The 13,672-nt window shown below is 37.5% G+C and carries 12 protein-coding genes; 1 reads left to right on the top strand and 11 read right to left on the bottom strand.

Annotated elements, in window-relative coordinates; translation table 11 throughout:
• Nucleotides 1-24: 24 nt before the first annotated feature.
• The 11 genes from JOC34_RS18375 to rpmH form a co-directional block, all read right to left on the bottom strand.
• Complete coding sequence (locus tag JOC34_RS18375; protein WP_205138246.1) at nt 25-1,179, bottom strand: aminotransferase class V-fold PLP-dependent enzyme; 1,155 nt, start codon at nt 1,177-1,179, stop codon at nt 25-27.
• Nucleotides 1,180-1,673: 494 nt separating this feature from the next.
• Nucleotides 1,674-2,513 carry a ParB/RepB/Spo0J family partition protein gene (locus JOC34_RS18370; RefSeq protein WP_205138245.1) on the bottom strand — a complete coding sequence of 280 codons (840 nt, stop codon included), beginning with the start codon at nt 2,511-2,513 and terminating at the stop codon, nt 1,674-1,676.
• Complete coding sequence (locus JOC34_RS18365) at nt 2,494-3,267, bottom strand: ParA family protein (protein WP_205138244.1); 774 nt, start codon at nt 3,265-3,267, stop codon at nt 2,494-2,496. The genes JOC34_RS18370 and JOC34_RS18365 overlap by 20 nt, the downstream gene beginning before the upstream one ends.
• A 317-nt stretch (nt 3,268-3,584) precedes the next feature.
• On the bottom strand, nt 3,585-4,442 hold the full coding sequence (gene noc, locus JOC34_RS18360) for a nucleoid occlusion protein (protein WP_205138293.1): 858 nt from the start codon (nt 4,440-4,442) through the stop codon (nt 3,585-3,587).
• A gap of 296 nt (nt 4,443-4,738) precedes the next feature.
• On the bottom strand, nt 4,739-5,455 hold the full coding sequence (rsmG, locus tag JOC34_RS18355; protein WP_205138243.1) for a 16S rRNA (guanine(527)-N(7))-methyltransferase RsmG: 717 nt from the start codon (nt 5,453-5,455) through the stop codon (nt 4,739-4,741).
• Nucleotides 5,456-5,736: 281 nt separating this feature from the next.
• Nucleotides 5,737-7,623 (bottom strand): tRNA uridine-5-carboxymethylaminomethyl(34) synthesis enzyme MnmG, encoded by a 1,887-nt coding sequence (mnmG, locus tag JOC34_RS18350; protein ID WP_205138242.1) that lies wholly within the window; start codon nt 7,621-7,623, stop codon nt 5,737-5,739.
• A gap of 17 nt (nt 7,624-7,640) precedes the next feature.
• On the bottom strand, nt 7,641-9,017 hold the full coding sequence (gene mnmE / locus JOC34_RS18345) for a tRNA uridine-5-carboxymethylaminomethyl(34) synthesis GTPase MnmE (RefSeq protein ID WP_205138292.1): 1,377 nt from the start codon (nt 9,015-9,017) through the stop codon (nt 7,641-7,643).
• A 315-nt stretch (nt 9,018-9,332) separates the two neighbouring features.
• Complete coding sequence (gene jag / locus JOC34_RS18340; RefSeq protein ID WP_205138241.1) at nt 9,333-9,947, bottom strand: RNA-binding cell elongation regulator Jag/EloR; 615 nt, start codon at nt 9,945-9,947, stop codon at nt 9,333-9,335.
• Nucleotides 9,944-10,717: a YidC family membrane integrase SpoIIIJ gene (gene spoIIIJ, locus JOC34_RS18335; RefSeq protein WP_205138240.1), complete on the bottom strand. Its 774-nt coding sequence runs from the start codon at nt 10,715-10,717 to the stop codon at nt 9,944-9,946. The genes jag and spoIIIJ overlap by 4 nt, the downstream gene beginning before the upstream one ends.
• Nucleotides 10,718-10,869: 152 nt before the next feature.
• A complete protein-coding gene (rnpA, locus tag JOC34_RS18330; RefSeq protein ID WP_205138239.1) occupies nt 10,870-11,238 on the bottom strand; it encodes a ribonuclease P protein component in 369 nt (122 codons plus the stop codon).
• Nucleotides 11,239-11,525: 287 nt separating this feature from the next.
• Nucleotides 11,526-11,660, bottom strand: a complete 135-nt coding sequence (rpmH, locus tag JOC34_RS18325; RefSeq protein WP_205138238.1) for a 50S ribosomal protein L34 — start codon at nt 11,658-11,660, stop codon at nt 11,526-11,528.
• A 640-nt stretch (nt 11,661-12,300) separates the two neighbouring features.
• On the opposite strand from rpmH, the gene dnaA reads away from it, so the two are divergent.
• Nucleotides 12,301-13,647 carry a chromosomal replication initiator protein DnaA gene (gene dnaA / locus JOC34_RS18320; protein ID WP_205138237.1) on the top strand — a complete coding sequence of 449 codons (1,347 nt, stop codon included), beginning with the start codon at nt 12,301-12,303 and terminating at the stop codon, nt 13,645-13,647.
• Nucleotides 13,648-13,672 lie beyond the last annotated feature (25 nt).

Here is a 13,672-nt window from a genome sequence, read left to right as displayed (position 1 = left end):
TGCAACCCCTATATAAAGAATGAATTAAATCTGTTCGTAAGCTATAACAATTTCTTTCATCGCTGACAAAAAGGTTTCCACTTCTTTGTCTGTATTATATCGACCAAGGCTGACCCTAACAACTCCCTGATCACTTGTTTCCAATGTTTCATGTGTTAACGGGCTACAGTGCAAACCGGCACGGACAGCAATCTTATAATGTGAGTCTAAGATCATTGCGATTTCCTGAGAATCTACTCCATTCACGTTGAAGGCTACGACCGGCATCCGTTCTGCTGTCTCTCCTAGACCATAACATGTAATTCCAGGTAATGCCTTTACCCCTTTTAACAGCTGCTTTGTAAGCATTGTTTCACGTGGAACAATTTCATTCTTTCGTTCTTCATACGCTATTAATGCAGCATGAAGGCCGACAATTCCGGGCGTATTCAATGTTCCGCTCTCCAACTTTTCTGGCCATTGATCCGGCTGATCCGGATACTCAGAAAAGGCTCCGGTCCCGCCATAATGTAGTGGGGTGAGATCCAGTTCACCTTCTACAAGTAGCATTCCTGTCCCCTGCGGACCTAACAATCCTTTATGCCCAGGGAAAACAAGCATATCAATTTTTTGTTCTTGCATATGTATCGGCATATGGCCAGCTGTTTGCGAAGCATCCACTAATGTAATGATATTTCTCTGTTTCGCTTGTTTCATAACTGTATCAATCGGTAAAATTGATCCTGTAACATTAGAAGCATGTGTCATTGCAATTAATTTTGTGTTTGAATTAATTTTGTTCGTTACAGCCTCCAGAAATTTCTCTTCATCATCACACCAATCGATATAAGAGACAGATATACCATAACGCCTTTTTAAATATTCTAATGGCCTGCGAATTGAATTATGTTCTACGGAACTGGCAATAATATGGTCCTCTTTTTTCCAAGTTAAACCTTGAATCGCCTGGTTTAATGCGACCGTGGCATTCTGATAAAATAATGCTTTTCGTGGATTACTACAGCCAAATAATGATGAGGCAACTTCTCTTGTTCGGTTGATGACCCTATTCGCATCTTGTGCCATCTCATGCCCTCCCCTGCCAGGGTTTGCACCATTTTCCTGCATGAACGTCGTCATCGCTTCAATAACCTTGGCAGGCTTTGGAAAAGAAGATGCAGCCTGATCAAAATAGATCATTTCCTTATCCCCTCCCAGCTTCTCGAATGAAAAAGTGATTAGATCAATTTCCTACTAGTATAACATTTCAAAAACATTTTCCAGAACCTTGCAATGAAAAATTGGATGTTTTGGAAGAAGATATGAAGCCAAAATATTCACTTCAACCTACCCATAGTCCTAAATATAAGAGACACCATCATTTAATCATTCGTTAATTCGAAGCACTATATCGTTGATTGGAACAGGAGGCGGCGACTCCAGCGGGAACAGCACGTGTCTGAAGACCCCACAGAGCGGTTTTCTCGAGGTGGCTGAAGCCGTGCCCGCGGAAAGCGTCCGCCTGCAGTGAAAATCAACGGTTTTAGCACACATCCAAATAGTCAGACTTAAATACAGATTTTAAGTGAAGAAATTGACTCAAATATTTTCACCGGAAAGAGCTTCCAATATGCTCCACTAGTATAACAAATGACTGACGGTTATGTCGTCAGTCATTCAAATGAAAATCTATGCTATTGCTTTTCCAATACACCAATGATCCGTTCTAAATCATCATCACTATAAAACTCAATTTCAATTTTGCCTTTTTGCTTACCACGATGGATATTGACACCTGTTCCTAAACGGTCCCGCAAAACAGATTCTCTTTCTTGGAGAAAAATATCTTTTTTTGGTTTTTCCTTTTTAACCATTGGTTTATCATTCAATTGGATAATAAGCTGTTCCACTTGTCTTACATTTAACTTCTGTCGTCTTATTTTATTTACCAATGGGATAACCTTATCCTTATCCTTTAGTCCCAGTAATGCACGGCCGTGCCCCATCGAAAGCTCACCGTTATTAATATAAGCTGTGACCTGATCCGGTAATGAAAGTAGGCGAACAATGTTAGCGATATGTGATCGGCTTTTACCTAAGCGCCTTGATAATTCTTCTTGTGTAACTTTCAATTCATGCATTAAATTTGCATATGCATGTGCTTCTTCGATTGGCGTTAAGTCCTCACGTTGCAGGTTTTCAAGTAATGCCAGTTCCATCATTTTTTCATCGGTTAGCTCTTTAACGACAACAGGTACTGTCTCCAAACCTGCTTCCTTCGCAGCGCGAAAGCGCCTTTCTCCTACTACAATCTCATAGCCCTTAATACTTTCCCTTACGATTAAAGGCTGGATAATGCCATATTCAAGAATAGATTCTTTTAATTCTTCAATTGCATCTGCATGAAATGTTTTTCTAGGTTGATATGGATTTGGTCTACATTCAGTGATAGCAATTTCTTGGATGGCGTCTTCTTCCTGCTTTTCAATAGCTGGAAAGAAAGCATCCAACCCTCTACCTAACCCTTTCGCCATTAACCATCACTTCCTTCGCTAATTCAAGATATACTTCTGCGCCCTTCGATTTTGGATCATAAGTAATGATCGGTTGCCCATGACTAGGTGCTTCTCCTAATCGTACATTTCTTGGTATGATTACTTTATATACCTTATCCTGAAAGTACTTTTTAACTTCTTCTATTACTTGAATACCTAAATTTGTCCTGGCATCTAGCATCGTTAATAGAACGCCTTCTATCATTAACTCTGTGTTTAAATGCTTTTGCACGAGGCGAATCGTGTTTAGTAATTGACTTAATCCTTCCAGTGCGTAATATTCACATTGGACTGGTATAAGCACCGTATCTGATGATGTTAGAGCATTGATCGTTAAGAGCCCCAATGAAGGCGGACAATCTATGATGATATAATCATAGGTTTCCTTTAAACTTTCCAATGACTTTTTTAATCTAATTTCTCTAGAAATCGTTGGTACAAGTTCAATTTCCGCTCCAGCCAATTGAATGGTTGCTGGTATGATATCTAAATTGTGTTCATTTGTTGAAATACAAACTTCTTCAGCTGGTACATCTTCAACGAGTACATTGTATATACACTTATTTACATCCGCCTTATTGATGCCCACTCCACTTGTTGCATTACCTTGAGGATCTGTATCAACAAGTAAAACTTTATTACCTAAATGCGCAAGGCATGCACTTAAGTTAACGGATGAAGTCGTTTTTCCTACGCCACCTTTTTGATTCGCGATGGACATTATTTTTCCCATGTTGGCACCTACCTATTAGAAAACTTAGCATTCGCAATTTTTTCATGCGAATGTCATCATTGCGTTTATGCAGTTAGGAAAGTTCTATACTTCCTAATCTGACAATAAAGTGAAACTTCACTCAGTGGGCCTTTTACTGCCCGCCAAACTGTGATAAAAACTACTATCTACTAGTTTATCACGCTTTCTATGAAAAGGACTATTATTTTCACACTTTGTTATGAAATTTTAATTTGTGAAGGGTTGGATATGGATATGTGGAAAAATACCCATCTCCTATTCCAGATGGGTATTCTATAAGATTGAATAAATATAGATTATTTCTTTTTTGGTATTTTAATTGTAATCTGGTAATAATCGTCAAGTTCTTTTTCATCCGACTCTACATCTACACCAGTATCAGAAACCATATTCAATGATTGACGTATTGTATTCATTGCGATTCGAATATCTTTATTGAATCCTTTTAGTTTAGGCTGTTTTTTCCTTGGAGCCTCTTTTGGCTGATCCATCGCTGCAATTCTTTCTTCCGTTTGTTTTACATTTAAATCATTCTCCAAAATGGCTTGTAACAATTTCAATTGTTTTTCTGGCTCTTTTAATTTTATTAATGCACGTGCATGACGTTCTGTAATAGCCTTATCTAACACAGCCTGCTGTACTTCTTCAGGTAATTTTAGCAAACGCAGTTTATTTGCAATGGTTGATTGATTTTTACCAAGTCTTTGTGCTAATGCTTCCTGTGTTAATGAATGCAAATCTAGCAATCTTGCATATGCATGTGCTTCCTCTATTACGGTAAGCTCTTCACGCTGCAAATTTTCAATTAAAGCTACAGAGGCTGTCTCTGCATCTGTCATATCACGAATAATAGCAGAAATATTTTCCCATTCTAATGATTGTACAGCGCGCCATCTACGCTCCCCTGCAATAAGCTCATAGTTATCATCTTCCAGCTTTCTTACGACAATGGGTTGAATCATACCATGTGTATGAATCGTTTGCGCTAGTTCTTTTATTTTTTCCTCATTAAAAATCGACCTTGGTTGATATCGATTGGCTTCAATTTTATTTACAGGAAGCTGTACAACTTCATCCAAATCATACGTTTCTTCCTTCGCTTTAGCTTCAGCTTTATCTCCCAAACCGAAAATTCGATTAAAAGGTACCATTATCAGCCACCACCTTTATGTGCTATCTTTCTTAATCACTGTATCTTAAGATATAAAGACAGCTTTTAAATTATATCTATGTAAAATAAATTGTTTCACGTGGAACAATTTATCGTATTGGCTCAATCACATAACTACCCATCCAGTATACCACGATTTGTTGGCATGCAATAAGAAAAACGCTACAACAAAACTGCTGTGCGTAATTTATCAAACCATTTAGCACCTGCTACTATATTACCATAATTCATACGGTAAAAGAATGAAACAGATAAAAGTAACAAAGGAATTAACCTATTTTATTCGATTGGATCTTTATTTGGTGTACCAGCTTTTCTAGGATACTTTTTTGCTGTTTTCTTCACTTTTTTAATCATTATAATTGATCGTTCACTTTCCTCAGTTGGTAGCGTGAACAGATGTGTTTCATCAATTTCTCCGCCCAACAATGTAATAGCGTTTTTGGCGTTTATCAGCTCTTCTTTTGCCTGTGCACCCTTCATTGCAATAAAATAACCGTGCTTTTTCGTTAATGGCAAACAAAGTTCACTTAAAACAGACATGCGGGCAACGGCTCTCGCTGTCACTATATCAAATGTTTCCCTGAACTTCGCATTTTGCCCAAAGGTTTCAGCTCGATCATGGTAAAACGTAACATCCTCCAGCTCTAGTTTTTCTGCCAGATGGTTAAGAAAACCAATTCGCTTTTTTAATGAATCAACGATGGTCACCTTTAATTGTGGAAAGCAAATTTTAAGTGGAATACTTGGAAATCCGGCACCTGCTCCAACATCACAAATGTGGACATCCTGATTAAAGTCATAATGAAAAGCTGCTGTTATGGAATCATAGAAATGCTTTAAATAAACATCTTCTTTCCCAGTTAATGCCGTTAGATTAATTTTTTCATTCCACTCAATTAGTGTATTGAAGTAAATAGAGAATTGCTTCATTTTATAGTCATCTAGTTCAATTCCCTTTGCTTGTAAAGCTTGCGCAAACTGTTCCGGATTCATCGTGTCAACGTCTCCTATCCCATATGGTTTAAAAGATCACCGAAATTATCGGTGATCCTATTGTTACTAATATGAAAGTATAACTTTTCAGGTCGTCAAGCTAAAGTGAAACTGCATTCAGTGGGGGTTTTACTACCCGATAAACTGCGGTAAGCGCAAGGAGGCTCAACAGCCGCCCGCGGAAAGCGTAGTGTATACGGGCTGCGGTCACCTAAATAACCTGTTTCCATTATCAGTATCTAACGCTTTGAACGTATTTAATTGGTACGAAAGTTGAGTAATTAGTTAGCAATTCGAGCGACATTCCCCTGCTCGATATAGACAAGTAAAATGGATACGTCTGCGGGATTCACACCTGAAATTCTTGATGCTTGACCAACTGACAATGGACGAACTTTCTTCAATTTGTCTTTTGCCTCTGTAGCAATTCCACTGATCTTGTCATAATCAATATTTTCCGGAATTTTTTTGTCTTCCATTTTCAGCATACGGGCAACCTGTTCTTTTGCTTTCTTGATATACCCTTCATATTTAATTTGAATACCCACTTGTTCTTGCACATCAATTGGCAAATCAGGATGTGATTCAATCATACGGGCAACAAATGCATAGGAAAGTTCCGGACGTTTCATGAGATCATAAGCTTTAATTGCTTCTTTTAATGGTGTTGCTCCTGCTTCAGCCATAACCTGATTAACCGCTTCGTTTGGTTTAATTGTTATCTTTCTTAAGCGTTTCTTCTCTTCTTCAATAAGCTGTTTTTTCTCATCGAATTGTTTGTAACGATCATCAGAAATTAAACCAAGCTCATAACCGATATCTGTTAGTCTTAGGTCTGCGTTATCATGACGCAACAACAAACGGTATTCAGCACGTGACGTTAATAAACGATATGGTTCTCTTGTACCTTTTGTCACTAAGTCATCAATTAATACACCAATATAGGCCTGTGAACGATCAAGAATAACCGGTTCTTTACCTTGAATTTTTGCAGCGGCATTGATTCCTGCCATAATACCTTGCGCTGCTGCCTCTTCGTATCCTGATGTCCCGTTAATTTGACCTGCCGTAAACAATCCTGGAATTTTTTTCGTTTCCAATGTTGGCCACAACTGGGTAGGTACGACTGCATCATATTCTATCGCATAACCAGGACGCATAATTTCCGCATTTTCCAATCCTGGAACAGACTTAACGATTTCATATTGGATAGATTCCGGCAATGAAGTCGACAATCCCTGCACATAAACCTCTTCTGTATCCCTACCTTCAGGTTCAAGGAAAACCTGATGACGTGGTTTATCGTTAAAGCGAACAATTTTATCTTCAATAGAAGGACAATAACGTGGTCCAGTACCGCGTTTCATGCCAGAATACATTGCAGAAAGTGTCAAATTATCATTGATAATCTGATGTGTGAATTCGTTTGTATAAGTTAACCAACAAGGAATTTGATCAGCAATATATTCTGTCGTTTCATAGGAAAAACTCTGAGGTTCTTCGTCCCCTGGTTGAATTTCTGTTTTGGAATAATCGATTGTATGACTATTAACACGTGGTGGTGTTCCCGTTTTAAATCGGGTCAAGTCCAAACCGATCTCTTCCAGATGCTCAGATAACTTGATAGATACACGTTGGTTATTCGGTCCACTTTCATACTCTAAATCACCCATCAATACCTTACCGCGCATAAATGTACCGGTTGTCACAATTACTGTTTCCGCTGTATAGGATGTTTTGGATTCTGTAAGCACGCCTTTACATACACCATCTTCGATGATTAATTGATCAACCATCCCCTGACGAAGTGTTAGATTTTCCTGGTTTTCGAGTATATGTTTCATTTCTTTTATATATAATGGTTTATCTGCCTGTGCCCGTAATGCTTGAACAGCAGGTCCCTTACCCGTATTTAACATGCGCATTTGAATATACGTTTTATCAATAACCTTTGCCATCACGCCACCTAATGCATCAACTTCACGAATAACAATTCCCTTTGCAGGTCCGCCTAGTGATGGATTACACGGCATAAAAGCAACCATGTCTAAATTTAATGTGAGCATTAATGTCTTTGCGCCCATTTTTGCTGCAGCCATTCCAGCTTCTACACCTGCATGACCAGCGCCAATAACGATTACATCATAATGACCAGCATGATATGTCATATTTTTCACCCTTTCTGTTACTTTCCTAAACAAAATTGCGAGAATAACTGATTAATTAAGCCATCACTCGCTGTATCACCAATTATTTCGCCTAAAATCTCCCAAGTTCTCGTTACATCGATTTGTACCATATCTAAAGGCATTCCCAGCTCAATTCCTTCCATTGCATCTTCCAGTGCACTTTTTGCCTGTTTCAGCAATTGAATATGCCTTACATTGGATACATAGGTTAAATCGCTGGATTCAATATCTCCGGAAAAGAAAGTCTTAGCAATTGCAGATTCCAACTCAACTATTCCTTCTTCTTCAATTAAAGAAGTAGTAACAATCGGCTTCCCTTTCGCAAGCACATTCACTTTTGATAAATCAAGATTTTGTTCCAAATCCGTTTTATTAATAATAACGATATATTCAAGCCCATGAACTGCTTCAAAAAGTTTCACATCTTCATCTGTTAATATATCATTATAGTTTAACACAAAAAGGATCAGATCTGATTCCTTTAATACCTGTCTAGACCTTTCGACACCAATTTTTTCGACAATATCTTCCGTATCACGGATTCCCGCTGTATCCACTAACCTTAAGGGAACCCCTCTTACGTTGACATACTCTTCTATAATATCCCTCGTTGTACCCGGCACCTCGGTAACAATCGCTTTGTTTTCCTGTACAAGTGTATTCATTAAAGAAGATTTTCCTACATTTGGCCTGCCAATAATCGCTGTCGCTAAGCCCTCGCGTAAGATCTTCCCTTGATTTGCTACTTCCAAAAGCGCTTCTATTTCCTTATGAACCTCTTTTGATTTCGTTCGCATTACCTCATGTGACATTTCTTCCACATCATCATACTCCGGATAATCAATATTCACCTCAACATGTGCAACTGTTTCTAATAGTTCCTGGCGCAGACGTCGAATTAATCCGGAGAGACGTCCATCCATCTGTTTAACAGCCATAGACATCGCCTTATCTGTTTTAGCACGAATTAGATCCATCACAGCCTCTGCCTGCGATAAATCAATTCGTCCGTTTAAAAATGCTCTTTTCGTAAATTCTCCTGGTTCGGCCATTCGTGCACCTTTACTTAGAATGATTTCAAGCACCCGATTGACTGCAACCATGCCACCATGACAATTTATTTCAACGACATCTTCCCGTGTAAATGTCCTCGGGGCGCGCATGACAGAAACCATCACTTCATCAGCAATTTCTGTAGTTATTGGATCCACAATTTTTCCATAATTAATCGTATGTGATTCCACTTCAAGCAAATTTGCACCTTTGTACAACTCAGTCGTCATCGCTATGGCTTCCGGTCCGCTCAATCTGACAATTGCTATTGCTCCCTCACCTGCTGGAGTTGATATTGCAGTAATTGTGTCTGTTCCGATTGCTTCCACCTCCAATCACCTTCCTAAATATACCTATATTTCTTACGCATTATTTTTAAGTCTTCACAACTTAATAGAATATCATAAATCAGGCAAAAAATAAACTTATCCACAGTAATAATTATTTCCAGCACAAAGACCATTTATCCACATGTGAATAAATGGTCTTTGGAAAGTTAGGCCTTTATATGTGATCCACCGACCAAATAAGATTTCCTAATCCTATTTTCCCAATTTTCTTGACATTTATATTTCCCCTATCGACAAAAAAAGACCCTGGAAACAATGTCCAGGATCTTTAGCTCCATTATGCCATTATGGTTTAATAACAATATGGCGATGTGGTTCAACACCATCAGAATAAGTAGACACTTTACCTTGCTTCTGCAATGCACTATGAATAATTTTACGTTCAAATGCAGGCATCGGTTCCAGTGCGACCTTTTTGTTTAAACGTGTCGCTTTATCCGCCATTTTCCATGCTAAGGATCGTAATGTTTCTTCCCTGCGTCCACGGTAACCTTCTGCATCCAATGTGACGGTATAAAATTGTTTATTATCTTTATTTAAAGCTAAATGCACTAAATACTGTAGTGCATTTAAAGTCTGTCCACGTTTACCAATTAATAATGCAATATTTTCACCATGCATTTCAAATGTAACATGATTTCCTTTAGTAATTGTAGTAACTTCAACATTGACATTCATCTTGTCTGTAATCTCTTTAATAAAATGCTCTATCTCTTGTATCGGATTTTTAGCGATTGTCACTTTTACAATGGCGCGTTTTGATCCAAATAGTCCAAGTAGTCCTTTTTTACCTTCATCAATTACATCAATTTCAACTTGGTCTTTTGTTGTGTTTAACTGCTCTAACGCTGATTGGATCGCCTCGTCCACCGTTTGTCCACTAGCAGTTAGTTCTTTCACTTTTTGTCTCCTCCTGTACTTGCATCCTTCATCATTGGTTTACGAATAAATAGTGTTTGTGCAACCATAAAGACGTTACCTACTACCCAATATAAAGCCAGTGCAGATGGGAAGAAAATAGCAAAAACAGTAATCATAATCGGCATAACATAAAGCATAACCTTCATTTGTGGATTTTGTGCTGCTGGATTTCCACCCATCATTAATTTTTGTTGCAAGAATGTTGCTGCACCTGCAATCAATGGCAATAAAAAGATCGGATCTGGGCTTCCCAATTGGAACCAGAGGAACGTATCTTGTTTAATTGCAGTTGTACGCATAATTGCGTGGTAAATTGCAATTAAGATTGGCATTTGTACAAAAATAGGTAAACAACCAGCAATTGGGTTTACACCATGTTTTTGAAATAAAGCCATTGTTTCTTCTTGTAATTTTTGTTGTGTATTTGCATCTTTCGAGCTGTATTTTTTCTGAATTTCTTTCAGTTCTGGTTGGATATCTTGCATTGCTTTTGAACTTCTTAGTTGTTTCACGTTTAATGGCAAAAGAATTAAACGAACGATAATCGTTACTGTAACAATAGCCAAACCGTAATTATTATTATACAGGTCAGAAAAGAACGTAATAAACCAAGACATCGGATAAACAAAATATTTATTCCAAAACCCAGTACTGTCTGGGGTGATTGGTTGTTCTATTTGTGTACAACCGGAAAGAACTGCTAATAAGACAACTAAAGCTATTAGCAAATATAACTTTTTATTGCGCAAAACTTTTCCTCCTAACTATTGGAAAGACGCAAATCGTCTCCCAAAAACAGACATACTAAAGTACATTTCAAATGTTACGCTAACTTAAATATATATAAGATCCTAGGAAAAATCGAGTATTTTTACCAACTTATCATAAAAGCTCTCTTTTTTTATACTTTATTCCCTTGTCTTACTGTTCTTCTACGTAATAAGCGCTCTCTATTTAATAGATGAATAAGACTTTTTTTTATTTCTTCATAGCCCATTTTATTCGTTGGATTTCTAGCGATGATTACGATATCAGCTGGTCGTAGGATATCAGCCTCTAATTCCTGGAAGGCCTTGCGTAAATACCTTTTAATCCGGTTACGAACGACTGCATTACCAATTTTCTTTCCAACAGATAAACCAATTCGAAAATGTGCCTGTTCAGTTTTTTCCAAGTAATAAATCACAAGCTGACGATTAGCAAATGACTTACCTTCCCGAAATGCCAGCTGAAATTCTTTATTTTTTTTAATACGGAATTGTTTTTTCATTTTAATCACCTTTACTACATTCAAACATCAACAAGCTTGTCCTTTTCCATCTCTTGTATACAAAGGTAATCGAGTATTAACCCTATGAAGGTTTAATGTATAAAAAAACAAAGCTTTTATGAAGTAAAAGAAAACTCGCTAAGTGGCGAGCCTAAACGGCTAAAACAGAGGCGCTAGCCTGCGCTTATACTGTTTATCTGCATGTATGGACCACGCCCTGAATTTCCTTATACCGTATAGGTTATATTTCCCTATCAGTGAAAAAAGACCACTGACGCTTCAGTGGCCTATGCAGATAGTACTTTTCTTCCTTTACGACGACGACGAGCTAAAACCTGACGTCCGTTTTTTGTACTCATTCGCGTACGAAAGCCGTGTACCTTTTTTCTTTTACGATTATTTGGCTGAAATGTTCTTTTCATTTATCTTGCACCTCCCCAAGGGATCCTTGAATATCCAAATTAAACTAAAACTTATCTTTCATTACCAGACAGTCTTTGTAATTATACGTAAAAGCAATGTCATCTGTCAACTTTCATTTTATTTTTCCCAAATTAATTTTCCCTTTATTTATTATGTTTCCATACTATCCACAGGCTCTGTTTATGATATTTTCCTATTATTTTTCTATCCACACCATATATCGACAAGATAACCACAACTTCTCACCCTGTGAATAGTTTTCGTATACAGGTGTTGCGTTTTGTGGATAACTGTCGAAAAACCTTTGCATTATGTGCTTTTATTTGGTATTATGTTTATGTTTTAAACTGTGGAAATCTATGTCGGGCATTTATGTTATCCACAAACTGTGGATAAGCTGTGGATACTTATTTACAGCCCTTTTATAAAACTTTCAACAGCATTGTGGATAACGTGTATAAACTTATTACAAGTATGATATCATAAAGTTATTCTATCCACAGCATCTATAAAAACATATTTCATAAATAATGTATAAATCATTCAATTATATTATTTTGTACATGCCTTTCCATCGTTTTAAAGATTGAGAGAGGCCTTTTTTGTCATCATTCAAAAAAGGAAGGGAGTGAAACTAGAATGGAAAATATAGAAGAGTTATGGGTTGCTACGTTAGAGAAAATCGAAGAAAAAATTAGTAAACCAAGCTTTGATACGTGGCTAAAAAGCACAAAAGCAGTCAAACTAGAAGAAAATACGATTATTATTTCGGCCCCTAATCATTTTGCGCGGGACTGGCTGGAAAATCAATATACCAATCTCATCTCTAATGTATTAGAAGAGATAACTGGAGCAAGCTTGGCTACTAAATTTATTATTCCAGATGCAGATACAGCTACAGATGAAATAGACACACAAACAAAACCGAAAAAAGATTTAGCTAATGGGAATGAGGCCCCCAAAACAATGTTAAACCCCAAATATACGTTTGACACGTTTGTCATTGGTGCAGGAAATCGTTTTGCACATGCGGCTTCACTAGCTGTGGCAGAAGCGCCTGCTAAAGCATATAACCCATTATTTATTTATGGTGGTGTCGGTCTTGGTAAAACACATTTAATGCATGCAATTGGACACTATGTACGAGAACATGATCCGAATGCGAATGTCGTTTATTTGTCATCTGAGAAATTTACGAATGAATTCATTAATGCCATTATGGATAACAAAACGACAAGTTTCCGCAATAAATATCGGAATGTCGATGTACTATTAATTGATGATATTCAATTTATAGCCGGCAAGGAATCGACCCAGGAGGAATTTTTCCACACATTTAATGCATTACATGAAGAAAATAAACAAATTATTATTTCCAGTGATCGACCTCCAAAAGAAATCCCTACATTGGAAGATCGCTTACGTTCCCGATTTGAATGGGGATTGATCACAGATATAACACCACCGGATTTAGAAACACGGATTGCAATTTTGACTAAAAAAGCAAAAGCGGAAGGGCTAGATATTCCTAGTGAAGTGATGCTCTATATTGCCAATCAAATTGATACAAACATAAGAGAATTGGAAGGCGCATTAATTCGGGTTGTGGCCTATTCCTCTTTAGTAAATCAGGATATCGATGCAGCACTTGCTGCGGATGCGTTAAAAGATATTATTCCCAGCAATAAGCCACGGGTTGTTACCATTAAAGGTATTCAAGAAATTGTCGGAGAAAAGTATAATATCCGTTTAGAAGACTTTGCTGCGAAAAAACGGACGAGATCTATCGCTTTTCCGAGACAAATTGCGATGTATTTATCTCGAGAATTAACGGACTTCTCTTTACCGAAAATTGGCGAGGAATTCGGTGGTCGTGACCATACAACTGTTATCCATGCCCATGAGAAAATATCAAAGCTATTAGTGGACGACACCAATTTAAATAGGGAATTAGAAGAAATTAAAGAGGAACTGAAAACATTTTAATAGATTGTATTTTCCGGTCTGTGTT

The sequence above is a fragment of the Virgibacillus halotolerans genome, from assembly GCF_016908515.1.
Classification (GTDB): domain Bacteria; phylum Bacillota; class Bacilli; order Bacillales; family Amphibacillaceae; genus Virgibacillus_M; species Virgibacillus_M halotolerans.
The sequence above is the reverse complement of the archived record's forward strand: the minus strand, read 5'-3'. Positions and strand labels throughout refer to the sequence as shown.

Excerpts from the sequence above, each read along its gene's own strand:
- JOC34_RS18365 (WP_205138244.1), bottom strand. The coding sequence starts at position 3,267 with ATGGGAAAAATAATGTCCATCGCGAATCAAAAAGGTGGCGTAGGAAAA.
- JOC34_RS18370 (WP_205138245.1), bottom strand. The coding sequence starts at position 2,513 with ATGGCGAAAGGGTTAGGTAGAGGGTTGGATGCTTTCTTTCCAGCTATT.
- rsmG (WP_205138243.1), bottom strand. The coding sequence starts at position 5,455 with ATGAATCCGGAACAGTTTGCGCAAGCTTTACAAGCAAAGGGAATTGAA.
- rnpA (WP_205138239.1), bottom strand. The coding sequence starts at position 11,238 with ATGAAAAAACAATTCCGTATTAAAAAAAATAAAGAATTTCAGCTGGCA.
- mnmG (WP_205138242.1), bottom strand. The coding sequence starts at position 7,623 with ATGACATATCATGCTGGTCATTATGATGTAATCGTTATTGGCGCTGGT.
- dnaA (WP_205138237.1), top strand. The coding sequence starts at position 12,301 with ATGGAAAATATAGAAGAGTTATGGGTTGCTACGTTAGAGAAAATCGAA.
- JOC34_RS18375 (WP_205138246.1), bottom strand. The coding sequence starts at position 1,179 with ATGATCTATTTTGATCAGGCTGCATCTTCTTTTCCAAAGCCTGCCAAG.
- rpmH (WP_205138238.1), bottom strand. The coding sequence starts at position 11,660 with ATGAAAAGAACATTTCAGCCAAATAATCGTAAAAGAAAAAAGGTACAC.